The organism is Micromonospora sp. NPDC002411, from assembly GCF_053592955.1.
The window spans coordinates 19,567-34,849 of the sequence record NZ_JBSFBM010000024.1; the positions used below are offsets into that span (position 1 = coordinate 19,567).

Genomic DNA, 15,283 nt, shown 5'->3' on the forward strand with positions numbered 1-15,283 from the left:
ATCCGTTGACGACTGAGGACCGCACCCGGGACGGCTTCGCCGACTTCGTCCGGGCCGAGACCGCCGGGCTGACCCGGCTCGCGTACCTGTTGACCGGTGACCGGCACCATGCCGAGGACCTGGTCCAGGTGGCACTGGCTCGGGTCGCGGTGCGGTGGGAGAGGGTCGCGGACCCGCACGCCTACCTGCGTCGGGTGCTCTGCACGCAGGCGGCCAGTTGGTGGCGCTGGCGACGGGCCCGCCCGCCCGAGCGGCTGGACGGTGTCGTGCCGGAACGTCCCGACCCGGGTGACGACGCCGAGGTCCGGCTGGTGCTGTGGACGGCGCTGGCCCGGCTGACCGTGCGGCAGCGCGCGGTCCTCGTGTTGCGCTACTACGAGGACCGCACCGAGACCGAGACGGCAGCACTGCTCGGCTGCCGGGTCGGCACTGTGAAGAGCCAGACCCGGCACGCCCTTCGCCGGCTGCGGGTGCTCGCCCCCGAGTTGGCCGAACTCGTCGGCCGGAGCCCGCAGGAGGTGACCTCCCGATGACCGCCCGACTCTCCGAGGCGCTGCGCCGTCTCGCCGCCGACGTGCCGCCTGCGCGCGTACCGGATGGGCTCTTCGACGCGGCGCGGACCCGGCACCGTCGTCGCCGGGCCGCCGTCGCCGGCGCGCTCGCCGTCCTGGTCCTCCTTCTCGGCACCGGGTACGCGCTGCACCCGGTGGCCCTGCCCCTGCCCGCCGGCCCGCGTCACGACGCCCCCGGCCTACCGACCAAGCTGGTCGACCCGCCGCTGCGGACCGCCTCGGTGGGTTACTCGGCACCTGGCGTGGCGGCGATGCTCTTCGGTGGTCCCGCCGTGCGCACCAACTGGTTCGAGACCCGAATGGGTGTGGTGGCCGCGGACGACGACCGCTACCGCGTGCTGGACGGCGATCCGGCCGTGGCGGGTTTCGAGGCGTTGCTCTCCCCGGACGGTCGGTACGCCTGGGTGGGCGATTCCCTCATCGACCTGAAGGCCGGCAAGACCATCCCGGACCGTCCGGACGGCTACCCGCTCGCCTTCGCGCCGAACGGGAAACGCCTGGTCTACGCCGACCCCGACACCACGTTCACGTCCCCGAACACCTATTCCACCCCGTCCGTCGGGGTCTACGACCGGGATCGCGGGACGGATGTGCTGCGGGTGCCGGTCGGCAGCGGCTGGATCCCGCCGGGGCGTACGGCCGCGCTGTCGCCGGACGGCGGTGACCTCGCCCTTCAGGTCCGCGACGAGGTCTGGCTGACCCGGGTGGGCGACGCGGGCGCGGATCGGCTCGCCGAGCCGTACCGGAAGCTGCCGCTGGCCGGCGGGCGGCTCGCCGGTGCCGGTTCCTGGCTGCCGGACGGCCGGTCGGTGGCGGTCCTGGGCCGGTCCACCTGCACCGACTGCCCGGTGCCGTCCTACCGGCGCACCTGGACACTGACCCTGCGGTCCACCGTCGACGGCACCCCGACGGCCGGAACGGCGTTTCCGCCGTTGCGCTCCCGCTCGTTCGTGCAACTGCTCGGTTGGCGCTCGGCGGACGAGGCTGTCGCGTTGGTCGGTGTGCCGGGGCCGGAGGCGGAGGACCTCCCGGAGGAGCACGACATCGCGTGGGGGCCGTATCACGAGGTCGGCACGGAGGCCGTGGAACTCGTGGTGCTCCGCCGGGGCGCGACAGCCCCGGACGTGCTCTTCCGCACCCCGGAGGGCATCACCGACCTGTCGGTCGCCGCCGACCTCGCGATCAGCGGGGCGGTACGCGAATCCGGCCGCCCTCACTACGGGCCGCCGCCGTTCTGGGCGCTCGCCGTGGGGTTCGTCCTGGCGGTCCTGGTCGCGATGCCCGTGCTGTCGCGGCTGCGACGCTGGCGCGACCGGCGGCGGCTCCGGGCCTAGCCCTCCCGCACCTCGATCACCCGGGTCGTTGGTGCGGCCTCGCCGAGCATCGCGCGCAGGGCCGCCCGGTCCGGATCGGCGAGGAACGACTCGTATCCGGCCCGGGAGTCGAACCGGATCACGTGCACCTCGGTCCGGCCGTCGGTGCCGCGCAACCGCCGGTCGAGGTGGCCGCCGTGTCGTTCGAGCAGGGACAGCACGGCGTCCTCGTAACGCTGTCCGGCCGTCTCGGCACCGGCGGCGAACTCGACGATCGCGACGAGTGTCAGCCCGGCGGTGCTAGTCATCGATGCCCACAGCCTTGGCGCTGGCCTCCCAGAGCCGGGCCGCGAGGTGCGGGTTCGTCGCCTTCCGGTACGGCCGACGCAGCCGACGGTCGACGTAGTAGCCCCCGTCGACCAGCCGGGACCGGTCCTGGTTGGCCAACCACACCAGGGTCTCGGCCCCCTTCTCCGGGCTGCGGAAGGGCATGAACCGCATACCGATGGCCACCAGCCTGCTGTCGTTGCCGAACCGGGTACGTACCACCCCGGGGTGGAAGCTGTACACGGACATCCTCGGCCAGCGCCGGGCCGCCTCGACGGTGAACAGGATGTTGGCCTGTTTGCTGGTGCCGTACGCGCTCGTCGAGCGGTAGCCGCGCAGTGGCGCGTTCAGGTCGTCCGGGTCGAGCGTGCCGAAGCGGTGCGCGCCGGAGGCGGTCACCACGACCCGCCCCACCCGGTCGGCGAGCAGGTTGGTCAGCAGGAACGGAGCCAGGTGGTTGGCCTGGATGGACATCTCGAAGCCGTCGACGGTGGTGAGCGGTTGCAACGCGATCGCCCCGGCGTTGTTGGCGAGCACGTCGATCCGGTCGTACGTCGCGCGCAACTGCTCGGCGAGCCGGCGTACGTCGTCGAGGATCGCGAAGTCGGCCCGGAACAACTCCGGCCGCTCACCGGAGTTCTCGCGTACCCGTTCCGCTGCGGCCTGGAGTCGCGCCGGGTCCCGCCCGACCAGCGCCACCTGGTCACCCCGGCAGGCCAGCCCCACGGCCGCTGCCAGCCCGATGCCGGAGCTGGCCCCGGTCACCACCACCAGTCGACGCCCAGTGAGATCTTCCACAGGTCCATTCACCCCGGTCATGGCGCGAGGTTACCGTGGCGTCACAACGCCCTTTGGGATCGTTAAGTTCTCGGATCTGTCGTCAGGTGGCGTCGGCATGCCCGCCGGACGCTGGAAGGAGCGCATCCATGGCCGTAGTCGGTCGCCCCCGCAGGTCCTGCCTCGCCGTGCCGGGTTCCAGCGTGAAGATGCTGGGCAAGGCCCAGGGTCTCCCGGCCGACCAGGTCTTCCTCGACCTGGAGGACGCCGTCGCCCCGCTGGCCAAGCCGGACGCGCGTAAGAACATCGTGGCCGCCCTCAACGAGGGTGACTGGGCGGGCAAGACCCGCGTGGTCCGCGTCAACGACCTGACCACCCCGTGGACCTACCGGGACGTCATCGAGGTCGTCGAGGGCGCCGGAGCCAACCTGGACTGCGTCATGCTGCCGAAGGTGCAGACCGCCGAGCAGGTGCACTGGCTGGACCTGCTGCTCACCCAGATCGAGAAGACGCTCGGCCTGGAGGTCGGCCGGATCGGCATCGAGGCGCAGATCGAGAACGCCGCCGGGCTGGTCAACGTGGACGCGATCGCCGCCGCCTCGCCACGCGTGGAGACCATCATCTTCGGCCCGGCCGACTTCATGGCGTCGATCAACATGAAGTCCCTGGTGGTCGGCGCGTTGATCCCGGACTACCCGGGCGACCCGTACCACTACATCCTCATGCGGATCCTGATGGCCGCCCGGATGCACGACAAGCAGGCCATCGACGGCCCGTTCCTGCAGATCCGGGACGTCGACGCGTTCCGCGAGGTGGCCAAGCGCTCGGCGGCGCTGGGCTTCGACGGCAAGTGGGTGCTGCACCCGGGCCAGATCGACGCCGCCAACGAGGTGTACCAGCCGGCGCAGGCCGACTACGACCACGCCGAGCTGATCCTCGACGCGTACGAGCACTACACCTCCGAGGCCGGTGGCAAGCTGGGCGCGGTGATGCTCGGCGACGAGATGATCGACGAGGCGTCCCGCAAGATGGCGCTCGTCATCTCCGCGAAGGGCCGGGCCGCCGGCATGAGCCGTACCTCGTCGTTCACCCCGCCGGCGGAGTGACGCGCGCCGGGCCGGATCGACAGCCACCGGCCGTCGACCCGGCCCGGGTGGTACGCCGACCCGGCCGCCGCTCTCAGTAGCTGCTGCCGCTGCTGTTGCCCGTCGTGACCGCGAAGATGATCGCGGCGACGTAGAAGGCGATGCCCAGCACCATCAGCGCGGTGATGATCCAGCCGACGATGATGCCGGCCTTCGCCATTCCCTCACCGCCCTCGCCGCTGACCCGGATCTGCTTCTGCGCCACGTGGCCGAGGATCGCCCCGATCGGCGCGGTGATGCCGCAGGTGGTGACGCCAACCAGGGCCAGCACCAGCGAGGCGATGGCCAGCCCGTTGGTCTTCGGCTGCGCCGGGTAGCCGTATCCGGGGTGCTGCGGCGGGTAGCCGGGCGGCCCGTACGCCACCGGCTGCCCCGGCGGCATCTTCGCACCCGCGTACGGGTCGCCCGGCGTGTACGGATCCACGGGCGCGTACGGGTCGCCCGGCGCGTACGGATTGGCGGGGCCGGGCTGGGTGGGTACCGGCTGACCGGCCACCAGGGTCGGGTCCGGTGCGGGGCTCGACGGCTGAGCCGACCACGTGGGGTCGCTCCAGCCGCCGGGCGGCGGGGGATTTGTCATACGAACTCTCCGTCAGGTCGGTTGCGGCATCAGGGTAGCCAGCACCGCCCAAACCCGACGCCCCCACTACCGGGTGCCGCGTTGCTCGGGCAGGTCCTAGCGGGCAGGATCCTGGCATGGCATTCGACGCGCGCGCCGCGGACCGTTCCGGCAGCCGACCCAGACGGGACGTCAGCCGCCCAGGCGTCGCCCGGCGTGCCCGTACGGCAGCGCCGACGGGCAGTTCCGGTTCCGACGAGCCGGTCGCGCTCGGCGATCCGGTGACCATGCGGCTCGACGGTCGGGTCGCCCTGGTGACCGGGGCGGGCAGCCCGGACGGCATCGGGTACGCCACCGCCCGCCGTCTCGCCGACCTGGGCGCCCGGGTGGCCATCGTCTCCACCACCCGGCGCATCCACGAGCGGGCCGGTGAGCTGGGGGTGACCGGTTTCGTAGCGGACCTGACCGACGAGTCCGAGGTCGGTGCGCTCGCCGACGCGGTCGCCGAGCAGTTGGGCGACGTCGAGGTGCTGGTCAACAACGCCGGTCTGGCCAGCCGCGCCAGCCAGGGAGTGCTGCGGCCGGTCGCCCAGCTGACCTACGACGAGTGGCGCGGTGAGATCGACCGCAACCTGTCCACAGCGTTCCTGTGCAGCCGCGCGTTCATCGGAGGCATGGCCGAGCGGGGCTGGGGTCGGATCGTCAACCTCGCCGCCACGGCCGGCCCGGTCAACGCCCTGCCCACCGAGGCCGCGTACGCGGCGGCGAAGGCAGGGGTCGTCGGGCTGACCCGGGCGTTGGCCATGGAGATGATCGCCGACGGCGTGACAGTGAACGCGGTGGCGCCGGGCACGATCTACACCGCCGCGTCCACGATGGCCGAGATCAAGCAGGGATTGGGCACTCCGGTGGGTCGACCGGGCACCCCGGACGAGGTCGCCGCGGCGATCAGCTTCCTCTGCTCGCCGGCAGCCTCGTACATCACGGGTCAGATGCTGGTGGTGGACGGCGGCAACAGCGTCCGCGAGGCCCGGTTCCGCTGACCTCGGCGGCCCACGACGGCCCGTCGGTCAGTAGCCGCTGCCGTCACCGTTGTTGCCCAGGGCGACGAGCGCCAGCCAGCCGCAGCAGGCCAGCACCGTGAGCCCGGTGAAGACGTAACCGAGGATCAGGCCCCAGGTGGCGAGCTGGTCGCCGTCCTCACCGCTGGTGCGGATCTGCCGCTTGGCCACGTGGCCGAGGACGGCGCCGGCCGGCGGGAACACGAACGCGAACACCAGCGACAGGATCGCGAGCACGTTGGTGCCCCGGCCCGGGCCGCCGGGTGGCGGGCCGTACTGACCGTAGGGGCCCTGCGGGGGGTACGGCGGCTGCTGGCTCCAGTGCGGCGACTGCTGCGGGCCCTGGTGCGCGTACGGCGACGGGTCGTCCGCTGGTGGCCCGTACGGTGAGCGTTCCGCCGGTAACTCGAACGCCGGCTGGTCCGATGGTGGCTGCCCGGGTGGCGGCGGCGCGTACGGCGACTGGTCCCGTGGTGGCTCGTAGGGCGACGGTGGCGGCTCGTCCCCTGGTGGTCCCGACGGCGGCGGGTAGCTCACTGCTGCACTCCTCCTGCCGGTGCCGGAAAAGTCCCTCTTGCCGGACGCTACCCGCAGCGGTGAACCTTTTCACAGCGGTTGTGTGGACTGGTCACCTTGGCCTCGCCGACTCCCGAGGTCGATACTTACCCAGCGTTCAGTTACCCATGAGTAGTGCGCGGATCCCCGGAGGCTGAGATGGCTCGACTCGCCCAGACGCCCGGCCTGACCGATGTGCAACAGTCGATCCTGGAGACCGTTCGGGACTTCGCCGACAAGGAGATCATCCCGCACGCGCAGCGGCTGGAGCACGCCGACGAGTACCCCACCGACATCCTCGACGGCATGCGCGAGATGGGGCTGTTCGGCCTCACCATCGACGAGGAGTACGGCGGCCTGGGCGAGTCGCTGCTCACGTACGCGCTGGTGGTGGAGCAGCTGTCCCGGGGCTGGATGTCGATCTCCGGCATCGTCAACACCCACTTCATCGTGGCCTACCTGATCTCCCAGCACGGCTCGCCCGAGCAGAAGGCCCGCCTGCTGCCGAAGATGGCCACCGGCGAGGTCCGCGGCGCGTTCTCGATGTCCGAACCGGAAACCGGCTCCGACGTCTCCGCCATCAAGTCCCGGGCCGTCCGCGACGGCGAGAACTACGTGCTCAACGGGCAGAAGATGTGGCTGACCAACGGCGCGTACTCCTCGGTGGTGGCCACCCTGGTCAAGACCGACACCGGTGCCGACTCGGTGTACGGCAACATGAGTACCTTCCTGCTGGAGAAGGAGCCGGGCTTCGGCGAGACCGCCCCCGGCCTCACCATCCCCGGCAAGATCGAGAAGATGGGTTACAAGGGCGTCGAGACCACCGAGATGGTGCTCGACGGGGTGACGGTGCCCGACTCGGCGATCCTCGGCGGTGCCGACCAGGTGGGCCGGGGCTTCTACCAGATGATGGACGGCATCGAGGTGGGCCGGGTCAACGTGGCCGCCCGCGCCTGCGGCATCTCCATCCGCGCGTTCGAGCTGGCGGTCGGTTACGCCCAGCAGCGCAAGACCTTCGGCCAGCCCCTCGCCAAGCACCAGGCCATCGCCTTCAAGCTCGCCGAGATGGGCACGAAGATCGAGGCGGCGCACGCCCTCATGGTCAACGCCGCCCGCCTCAAGGACGCCGGCCAGCGCAACGACGTCGAGGCCGGGATGGCCAAGCTGCTCGCCTCGGAATACTGCGCAGAGGTCGTCCAGGAGGCGTTCCGCATCCACGGCGGCTACGGCTACTCCAAGGAGTACGAGATCGAGCGGCTGATGCGGGAGGCCCCGTTCCTGCTCATCGGCGAGGGCACCTCGGAGATCCAGAAGACCATCATCTCCCGCGGTCTCCTGAAGGAATACAAGCTCTGACCGCCCGCCCTTGCCTCGTCGATCATGGAGTTGTGGTGGGCACAAAAGCGGCCTACAACCGCAAGTCCGGCACCACGACCCCACGATCGACGGGGTAGGGCAGGGGGCGGGCGGGATCAGGCGAGGCGGGTCAGGTCGCCGGCGGCGCGTTCGACGATGAGGCACCGGTCCTCGACGTACTCCATGCCGGCCTCCTCGGCGATCCGCCGCGCCTCGGCCGAGACGATGCCCAGTTGCAGCCAGACCGCCGGGGCGCCGATCGCCGCCGCGTCCCGGACCACCTGCACGGCGTCGGCTGCCGGCCGGAACACGTCCACCAGGTCGACCGGGTGCGGGATGTCGGCCAGCGTCGGGTACGCCCGCTCCCCGAACAGCTCGTCGACAGTGGGGTTGACCGGGATGATGCGCCAGCCGTACCGCTGCATCTGCAACGGCACGGAGTGCGCGGCCTTCAACGGGTCGCGGGAGGCACCCACGACGGCGATCACGGCGGAGTCGGCGAGGATCTGCTGAGCGGTACGCACCCGCCGACTGTAGCTCCGAGCCCGACTACAGCAAGGTCAGTTGTTCGGCTGCCGAGGGTGGCGGTGGTTCGGGCAGGTTGCGGTTGTCGCCTCGCTCGCCGCGGTGCATACCGTGCCGGCGGGCGGCGATCCGGACCCGTGCGGTCACCTCCCGCTGGTACGCCTGCGGGGCGTACGCACCGGCCCGGTACAGCTCGCGGTAGCGGGGCACCAGGTGTGGGTGCTCACGGGCGAGCCAGGGCGCGTACCACTCCCGTGCGCCGGGGCGCAGGTGCAGAGGCAGCGCGGTCACGCTGGTCGCCCCGGCCGCCGCGATCGCCGACACGGTGGCGTCGATCGACGCGTCGTCGTCGCTGAGGCCGGGCAGGATCGGGGCCATCAGCACCCCGACGGAGAAGCCGGCGTCGGCGAGTGCCCGCACCGCGTCCAACCGGCGGCGCGGGTGTGGCGTGCCCGGCTCGACGGAACGCCAGAGCTGCTCGTCGACGAACCCCACCGAGAACGAGATGCCCACGCTGGTGACCTCGGCGGCCTGGCGCAGCAGGGGCAGGTCACGCAGGATCAGCGTGCCCTTGGTCAGGATCGAGAACGGGTTGGCGAAGTCCCGTAGGGCCGCGATGATCTGCGGCATCAACCGGTAGCGGCCCTCGGCCCGCTGGTAGCAGTCGACGTTGGTGCCCATCGCCACGTGCGCACCCCGCCACTTCGGCGCGGCCAGCTCCCGCCGTACCAGCTCACCGGCGTTGACCTTGACGATCACCTTCCGGTCGAAGTCCGCACCGGCATCGAGGTCGAGGTAGGTGTGGGTGTTTCTGGCAAAGCAGTTGTGGCTGACCACTCCGTTGGCGATGAAGTCGCCGGTGCCGGTGGTGATGTCCCACAGCGGCAACTCCAGCCCGAGAGCTTGAATGTCGACGACCTTGAGTGCGGCCTTGCACTTCAGGGCGGCACCCGCGATCGACCGTTTGCGGGTGATCGCCGGGTCGGTCAGGTGGAAGAACCGGAGCCGGGCGGCGAGACCTCCGGTCAGCCGGATCTGCCGCACCCGGTTGGGGCGGCCGTGATCTTCTCGGACGTACGAGAACCCGAACCGTCGAAGCGCGTCCGTCGCCTGGTCGAGGATCGCGTCGTCGCTGTTGCTGATGCGCAGGATGCCCCCGCTGCAACTGCCCTCGGCGTCGAAGATGCCTGCCAGGAAGCCGAGCCGCCACTCGTCGCTGGGACTGACCGGCCATTGGATCAGCCCGGTGATCCTCTCGATATCCCCTCTCTTGGAGGTGCGGATGGCCGACACAGCTCGGCGTGTGGCGCTGGCCGGTGTGAACGAGAAACGCCTTGTCTCGACGCCCTCCTGGGCAAGGTAGCGCTCACTTCTACTCAACGCCTCGTCATCGATCAGCGCCAGACGGAACCGATGCACTACCCCGTAGGAGTACGAGAAGGTGCCGAGGTGAGCGTCGCCCCGCACCATCCCGCAGAGGTAGCCCCGCCGGTAGTCGAGTGATTCCTTGGGCCCCGCTGCGAAACGGCCCGTGCCGATGAGGCGATTGTTGGTGGTCAGGTAGGGGCGTTGGCCTTCGCCCTGCATGGCACCGGTGACGTACTTCCAGCCGCGGTCAGAGAGGAACCGGTGGTCTCCGCTCGCGATGAGCGTGGTGCCGTCCGTCAGGGTCACTCGGTATGCGGGTTTCACTGTGGACCACTTGTCGAGGACGGTGGTGACCACATATCGGCGGTAGGCGCCGCGGCGCTCGGTGCCATAGATGCGGTCGCCGGGCGTCAGTTCGCTGATCGGCTTCGTGCGTCCGTCCGCCATCAAAATGGGGGTGTCGCCCGATACGCAGTAGACACACGCATGAGTGCATCCACGGTACGGGTTGATGGTCCACTCGAAGGGGACGCGGGACTGCCCGGGCACCCGGTTGAGGATGGACTTGGCCTGCACCTCGTAGAAGGTCATCCCGGCGAACTCGGGGGTGTCGAAGGTGCGGGCGACGGCGCCGGGCAGCGCCAGCGGCAGGGGTGGCGTCGCTGGCGCTGCCCGCTCGGGGTCTCCCTCAACCGGGGGAGCGGTGAGGTTGTCCCAGCGCATGGGCACTATTCGAACACGTGTACGAGCCCGGCGCAAGTGACCCGCCGTACACCGGTGGGTGTTCGGGTGGTTGGTGAGGGGAGGATGGACCCATGGAGACGTCGACCTTCGTCTACGACGGGGACTGCGCGTTCTGCACGCAGTGCGCGGATTTCATTGCCCGCCGCATTCCGACCGGCGCGCGGGTGGTGCCCTGGCAGTTCGCCGACCTGGACGCGCTCGGCCTCACAGTGGCCGAGTGTGAGGAGGCCGTGCAGTGGGTCGGTTCGGACGGCGTACGCGCCGCCGGCCCGGATGCCATCGCGAAGCTGCTGGCCGGCAGCGGCCCGGTCTGGCGGGTGGCCGGTGCGGGCCTGCGGTTCCCGCTGGTACGCGTCGCGGCCTGGCCGGTGTACCGCTGGGTGGCACGCAACCGGCACCGCCTGCCCGGCGGCACGGCGGCCTGCTCCCTGCCGCAGGAAGCCCGCGAACGGCTCTACGGCCCGGCTGGACGCCCGACCACCGAGGCCTGATCGCTGAGCGGCGGCGACTCCGTACCGGCATCCGACCGGATCTGTTCTGGCGGTGCCGGTGCCGGTGCCGGTGCCGGTGCGGGCGCGGCGGGGCCGCGGCCGACGAGCCGGCGGGCCCAGACCAGCGGGCGGACGCGTTCCAGCGGCAGGAAGCTGGTCATCGCGGCCAGGTGCGGCGCGAACGAGATCGTGATGGTCGCGATGGTGACCGCGTGGAACGAGTAGAAGAAGCCGACCATGGCGTGTCGCCAGCGGGGTGGCAGGAAGAAAACCACCGGGCTGAGCAGCTCGAACGCCACGATGCCGAACTGGGCGACGATCAGCAGGTACGGCACCTGGGCGATGAGGTCGGCCAGGTCGGTGCCGCGTCGGATGATCGCGCGGGCCAGCACCGAGCCGGTCAGCCAGTCCAGGCCGCCGAAGCGCAGCTTGGCGAAGGCGGCCAGGAAGTACGTGCAGATCACCGCGATCTGGGTGACTCGCAGAGCCCAGCCGCCGGCCTCGGTGCGGGTGGTGTCGCCGTGCCGGGCCCGCCCGGCGGTCGGGAGCACAGCCAGCGCGACGAGTAGCCCGAACCGGTCGTGGTCGACCTTTCCGTAGCTCATCGCGATGATCATCCACTCCAGGTACAGCGCGCAGACCGCCCAACCGAGCAGGCGGGGTGCTCGTCCGGTCGCGGCGAGGAGGGCGAGCGCCAGCAACGACCAGAAGATCACCGTCACCAGCGTCTCGGTCGGCGTCGGCAGGGGGAGCGCGCGGCCGATCAGCAACGGCTGGTACAGGTCGCCGGGCACGCTGACGCGGGTGCGCACCCAGGGGGTGAAGATCACCAGGTCGGCGGCGACGAAGAGGTAGATCAGCGTCCGGAACGCGGCCACCCGACCTCGGGGGACGGCCTCGGTCAGCCAGCGGGTCATCGGGGTGCCTGCCAGCTGACGACTGTCTGGTCGGTGTGCTGCCCGGTCGGCCGACCGGCGCGGATGCCGTGCCAGCGGATGACGATGCGGACCTCGACCAGCTCGGGGGCGTCCGGGTGGCGTTCGGCGTACGCGTCGGCGACCTCGGTGAGCAGCGTCGGGTCGGCGGCGTACCGGGCCTGCTGACCCTCGATCTCGGCGCGGCGGATGCCGGTCGCATCCTGGTCGAGGTCGATCACCGTCCCGGCGCTGTTCACTCCCTCGACGCGGGTGTCGGGGGCGGGCGCGTTCGGCGGGTTGGAGGTGGAGTACATCCGGAACGGGCCGAACGGGAAGTCGTCGTCGCTGCCCCAGAAGGTGCCGACCAGTAGCAGGGCGAGGCCGAGTGCGGTCGCGCCGAGCCGGGTCACGCGCCCGCGGGTGGTCAGGGTCTCCATCGGGTCGTGACGATACGGGATGTACCGGCCGTGCCGGGTCCCACCGACGGTCAGTTCGGCCTGCCCGGGTAGGTGATCATGCAAATGCTTCCGGGAGTACGACGAAGGCCGGGCCCGCACCGGGCCCGGCCTTTCGTGTCGTTCGGACGACTCAGTGGTTGTGCTCGGCCAGCTGCTTTCGGACGTCGTCCATGTCCAGGGCCTCGACCTGCTCGATCAGGTTCTCCAGCGCCGACTCGGGGAGGGCGCCCGGCTGGGCGAAGACGATGACGCCGTCGCGGATCGCCATGATCGTGGGGATCGACCGGATGTCGAACTTGGCGCCCAACTCCTGCTGGGCCTCGGTGTCGACCTTGCCGAACACGATGTTCTGGTGCTTTTCCGAGGAGCGCTCGTAGACCGGGGCGAACCGCTTGCACGGACCACACCAGTCGGCCCAGAAGTCGACCAGGACGATGCCGTCGTTGCCGGTCACCTCGTCGAAGTTCGCCGAGGTCAGCTCAACGGTTGCCATTGCACTCTCCGATCACCGCGGTTTGTCTACGACCCGTAGAACCCGGGCTGACCGTATCGAATTCCCGGGGGGTGGGTCACGAAACGTGGCAGGTCCAGCCAGGGGGCCGGGGACCATCGACTTACGTCTGTTTCTCCCCGACCTGCGGAACGCAAATGCATGACGCACTTGCGTGACCTGCGGTAATGGGAGCGTTTCCAAGGAGATCCACCCGATTGAGCTCTACGAATCGGTAACTTAGGCCGTGACAAGGAGGTATCCGGCCTGCGGAGATCGCTGATCAACCTCCGAATCGTCACCGAGAGTAGTGTTACAAAAAGATAAATGTGACGCCGATCTCTGTCGAACCTACGCTGTCGTAGGGCAGACTTCTCGGCATCAGAGCGTGGGCGGCGGGTGCCGGGGAGGGCCCCGCCGCTCATTGCGTCTCCCCCCGGGTGCCAGTGACCGGTGTGACTTTTCCACCGCCGACGCGCCCCGCCAGTCGCCTTAACCTTCGGTAAGGCATGCTGTGCCGAACTCCATCGCCGCCCGTCGAAGGGGACCAGGATGCAGTTCGGCCGCTACTACGAGGAGTTCGAGGTCGGCGCGGTCTACCGGCACTGGCCGGGCAAGACCGTCACCGAGTACGACGACCACCTCTTCTGCCTGCTCACCATGAACCACCACCCGCTGCACATGGACGCGCACTACGCCGAGACGGCCAGCCAGTTCAAGCGCAACGTGGTGGTCGGCAACTACATCTACTCGCTGCTGCTCGGCATGTCGGTGCCCGACGTGAGTGGGAAGGCCATCGCCAACCTGGAGGTCGAGTCGCTGCGGCACGTCGCGCCGACCTTCCACGGCGACACCATCTACGGCGAGACCACAGTGCTCGACAAGCGTGAGTCCGGCTCCAAGCCCGACCGGGGCGTGGTGTCGGTGGAGACCCGCGGCTACAACCAGGACGGCACCATGGTCTGCGTCTTCCGGCGCAAGGTCATGGTCCCCAAACGGGAGTACGCGGCGAGCGCCGTCCCCGACGGGGTGGATCCCGAACGGCCCAGCTTCCCCGAGCCGCGGTGAGCGGCACGGCGGGCTGACCGCCGACGGACTCCGGGGCCTTTCCCGCAGCGCGTTTGCTGTGGAAGAGGCCCCGCTCCCGTGCACGGGGCATATGCTGACGCCGGAGGTTCCGATGAGCCACTCCGTCGCCGGAGAGCCGCCCTCTGCCGGCCGTCGAGCCGCACCGTCGACCACGGCTGCCTATTCCGCCGCCGAGTGGGACCTGCTCACCGGTCTGCCCGGCCGGGTTCTCGTGGCTGCTGCCGCCTCCGGCCCGGGCCGCGCCGAGCGGGGGGTCATGGCCGGTCTCGCCGGTCTGGACGCCGTGGCCGCGGGTCGCGCCTTCGACAGTGATCTCGTCCGTGCGGTGGTCGCCGCGATCTACGCCCGGCACGACGGCACCCCGCACCCCACCGAGCAGCTCACCGATCTGGTGGACCTGTTGGCCGCCTGCCGGGCGGCGAACCGGGTTCTGCGGCGGCGCGCCGACCCCGCCGACTCGGCCGCGTACCGCCAGTGGGTGCAGTCGGTCGCGGCCCGGGTGTGCCGCGCGGTGCCCAGCCCCGGCGAACGTCGGGTGGACCACCTGGCCACCCCGGCGGACCGGCGCTTCCTGGACCGGCTCGGCGCCGCCCTTGGGCTGCGGTGACCCGGCAGGCCGTCGCAGTGAGCGCCGACGTGGTCCGTACCCTCTGATGACCGTGACCGAAGACCAGCTCGAGGTGGGTGTGGGCCCCTGGCCGGGGGACCTGCCGGACGACCCGCGTTACGACAGGCAGTTGCTGGCCGAGGGGGACCGGCGCAACGTCGTCGACCGCTACCGCTACTGGCGGCACGAGGCGATCGTCGCCGACCTGGACCAGCACCGACACGGTTTCCACGTCGCCATCGAGAACTGGCAGCACGACTTCAACATCGGCACTGTGGTCCGCAACGCCAACGCGTTCAACGCCGCCGAGGTGCACATCGTCGGACGGCGACGGTGGAACCGGCGCGGCGCGATGGTCACCGATCGGTACCAGCACGTGCGACACCACGAGACGATCGAGGAGTTCGTGGCCTGGGCGGACGAGCGCCAGCTGCCGGTGTTCGGCATCGACAACCTGCCCGGGTCGCGTCCGTTGGAGACCGGCACCCTGCCCCGGGACTGCGTACTGCTGTTCGGTCAGGAGGGCCCCGGGCTCTCCGCGCCGGCCCGAGCGGCGTGCGCCCAGCTCTACTCCATCGCCCAGTACGGCTCGACGAGGTCGATCAACGCGGGTGTGGCCAGCGGCATCGCGATGCACGCCTGGATCCGCGCCCACGCCGGTCCGCCGCCGGACTGATCCGCGCCCGGACGCCGAATTGGACGTTCCCACTTGACGTGCCGACGGTACGGGGTGACGGTGGGGATGTGAGTGTCGCGGTGAGTTGTCCGAGATGCGGGGGCCCGGTACGGGCGCCGGATCTGATGCACACCGACTCGAGATGCCTGCGCTGCGGCCCGGTGCCGCCGCTGCACGTGCCCGAGCACATCGGAGCGGACATCGTGGCGAGCGTGGTGGAGCGGATCACCGCGACCGCGGATCCGCCGGTGAC

Annotated in this window: 18 protein-coding genes; 9 read left to right on the forward strand and 9 right to left on the reverse strand. The window is 70.4% G+C overall.

The annotated features are described in order from the left end of the window. Positions 1-5 precede the first annotated feature (5 nt). On the forward strand, positions 6-533 hold the full coding sequence (locus ACWCO3_RS05505) for a SigE family RNA polymerase sigma factor (protein ID WP_357837282.1): 528 nt from the start codon (positions 6-8) through the stop codon (positions 531-533). After that, positions 530-1,906 carry a hypothetical protein gene (locus ACWCO3_RS05510; protein ID WP_450008642.1) on the forward strand — a complete coding sequence of 459 codons (1,377 nt, stop codon included), beginning with the start codon at positions 530-532 and terminating at the stop codon, positions 1,904-1,906. Before ACWCO3_RS05505 ends, ACWCO3_RS05510 begins: the two co-directional genes overlap by 4 nt. Here ACWCO3_RS05510 and ACWCO3_RS05515 read toward each other — a convergent pair. Both ACWCO3_RS05515 and ACWCO3_RS05520 read right to left on the reverse strand, forming a co-directional pair. Next, entirely contained in the window at positions 1,903-2,193 is a 291-nt protein-coding gene (locus ACWCO3_RS05515) for a hypothetical protein (RefSeq protein ID WP_450008644.1), read from the reverse strand. The genes ACWCO3_RS05510 and ACWCO3_RS05515 overlap by 4 nt on opposite strands. After that, a complete protein-coding gene (locus ACWCO3_RS05520) occupies positions 2,186-3,010 on the reverse strand; it encodes an SDR family NAD(P)-dependent oxidoreductase (protein WP_357837682.1) in 825 nt (274 codons plus the stop codon). The genes ACWCO3_RS05515 and ACWCO3_RS05520 overlap by 8 nt, the downstream gene beginning before the upstream one ends. Before the next feature lie 128 nt (positions 3,011-3,138). Between ACWCO3_RS05520 and ACWCO3_RS05525 the strand changes: the two genes are divergently transcribed. Then, positions 3,139-4,095 carry an HpcH/HpaI aldolase/citrate lyase family protein gene (locus tag ACWCO3_RS05525; RefSeq protein WP_145786176.1) on the forward strand — a complete coding sequence of 319 codons (957 nt, stop codon included), beginning with the start codon at positions 3,139-3,141 and terminating at the stop codon, positions 4,093-4,095. Between the two features lie 73 nt (positions 4,096-4,168). On the opposite strand, the gene ACWCO3_RS05530 is transcribed toward ACWCO3_RS05525, so the two are convergent. Further along, positions 4,169-4,714 (reverse strand): DUF4190 domain-containing protein, encoded by a 546-nt coding sequence (locus ACWCO3_RS05530; protein ID WP_450008646.1) that lies wholly within the window; start codon positions 4,712-4,714, stop codon positions 4,169-4,171. Positions 4,715-4,830: 116 nt separating this feature from the next. On the opposite strand from ACWCO3_RS05530, the gene ACWCO3_RS05535 reads away from it, so the two are divergent. Then, positions 4,831-5,736 carry an SDR family NAD(P)-dependent oxidoreductase gene (locus ACWCO3_RS05535; protein ID WP_145786178.1) on the forward strand — a complete coding sequence of 302 codons (906 nt, stop codon included), beginning with the start codon at positions 4,831-4,833 and terminating at the stop codon, positions 5,734-5,736. Positions 5,737-5,763: 27 nt separating this feature from the next. Here the strand turns inward: ACWCO3_RS05535 and ACWCO3_RS05540 are convergent, their stop codons facing one another. Then, positions 5,764-6,291: a DUF4190 domain-containing protein gene (locus ACWCO3_RS05540; protein WP_358049391.1), complete on the reverse strand. Its 528-nt coding sequence runs from the start codon at positions 6,289-6,291 to the stop codon at positions 5,764-5,766. A gap of 177 nt (positions 6,292-6,468) precedes the next feature. Here ACWCO3_RS05540 and ACWCO3_RS05545 point away from each other — a divergent pair, with 177 nt between their 5' ends. After that, positions 6,469-7,665 carry an acyl-CoA dehydrogenase family protein gene (locus ACWCO3_RS05545; protein WP_450008649.1) on the forward strand — a complete coding sequence of 399 codons (1,197 nt, stop codon included), beginning with the start codon at positions 6,469-6,471 and terminating at the stop codon, positions 7,663-7,665. A 116-nt stretch (positions 7,666-7,781) separates the two neighbouring features. Here ACWCO3_RS05545 and ACWCO3_RS05550 read toward each other — a convergent pair whose 3' ends face one another. Together ACWCO3_RS05550 and ACWCO3_RS05555 are read right to left on the reverse strand one after the other, a co-directional pair. Next, the gene (locus ACWCO3_RS05550) at positions 7,782-8,189 is read right to left on the reverse strand and encodes a CoA-binding protein (RefSeq protein WP_145786181.1); all 408 of its coding nucleotides are present in this window, start codon (positions 8,187-8,189) and stop codon (positions 7,782-7,784) included. 25 nt (positions 8,190-8,214) lie between these two features. Beyond that, complete coding sequence (locus ACWCO3_RS05555) at positions 8,215-10,281, reverse strand: intein-containing Rv2578c family radical SAM protein (protein ID WP_145786182.1); 2,067 nt, start codon at positions 10,279-10,281, stop codon at positions 8,215-8,217. A gap of 92 nt (positions 10,282-10,373) precedes the next feature. Here ACWCO3_RS05555 and ACWCO3_RS05560 point away from each other — a divergent pair, with 92 nt between their 5' ends. Next, positions 10,374-10,793, forward strand: coding sequence for a thiol-disulfide oxidoreductase DCC family protein (locus ACWCO3_RS05560; RefSeq protein WP_145786183.1), 420 nt, complete (start codon positions 10,374-10,376; stop codon positions 10,791-10,793). On the opposite strand, the gene ACWCO3_RS05565 is transcribed toward ACWCO3_RS05560, so the two are convergent. The 3 genes from ACWCO3_RS05565 to trxA all read right to left on the reverse strand — a co-directional run bounded on the left by ACWCO3_RS05565 (position 10,757) and on the right by trxA (position 12,661). Continuing rightward, complete coding sequence (locus ACWCO3_RS05565; protein ID WP_450008652.1) at positions 10,757-11,710, reverse strand: MFS transporter permease; 954 nt, start codon at positions 11,708-11,710, stop codon at positions 10,757-10,759. The two genes, ACWCO3_RS05560 and ACWCO3_RS05565, sit on opposite strands and share 37 nt — an antisense overlap. Continuing rightward, complete coding sequence (locus ACWCO3_RS05570; RefSeq protein ID WP_145786185.1) at positions 11,707-12,147, reverse strand: hypothetical protein; 441 nt, start codon at positions 12,145-12,147, stop codon at positions 11,707-11,709. The genes ACWCO3_RS05565 and ACWCO3_RS05570 overlap by 4 nt, the downstream gene beginning before the upstream one ends. Before the next feature lie 151 nt (positions 12,148-12,298). Next, positions 12,299-12,661 carry a thioredoxin gene (gene trxA / locus ACWCO3_RS05575; protein WP_030329190.1) on the reverse strand — a complete coding sequence of 121 codons (363 nt, stop codon included), beginning with the start codon at positions 12,659-12,661 and terminating at the stop codon, positions 12,299-12,301. A gap of 549 nt (positions 12,662-13,210) precedes the next feature. Between trxA and ACWCO3_RS05580 the strand changes: the two genes are divergently transcribed. The 3 genes from ACWCO3_RS05580 to ACWCO3_RS05590 all read left to right on the forward strand — a co-directional run bounded on the left by ACWCO3_RS05580 (position 13,211) and on the right by ACWCO3_RS05590 (position 15,030). Further along, positions 13,211-13,726, forward strand: a complete 516-nt coding sequence (locus ACWCO3_RS05580) for a MaoC family dehydratase (RefSeq protein ID WP_145786186.1) — start codon at positions 13,211-13,213, stop codon at positions 13,724-13,726. Between the two features lie 112 nt (positions 13,727-13,838). Further along, the gene (locus ACWCO3_RS05585) at positions 13,839-14,354 is read left to right on the forward strand and encodes a hypothetical protein (protein WP_145786187.1); all 516 of its coding nucleotides are present in this window, start codon (positions 13,839-13,841) and stop codon (positions 14,352-14,354) included. Positions 14,355-14,406: 52 nt separating this feature from the next. Further along, positions 14,407-15,030, forward strand: coding sequence for a TrmH family RNA methyltransferase (locus ACWCO3_RS05590; protein ID WP_354878299.1), 624 nt, complete (start codon positions 14,407-14,409; stop codon positions 15,028-15,030). The last annotated feature ends 253 nt before the right edge of the window (positions 15,031-15,283 follow it).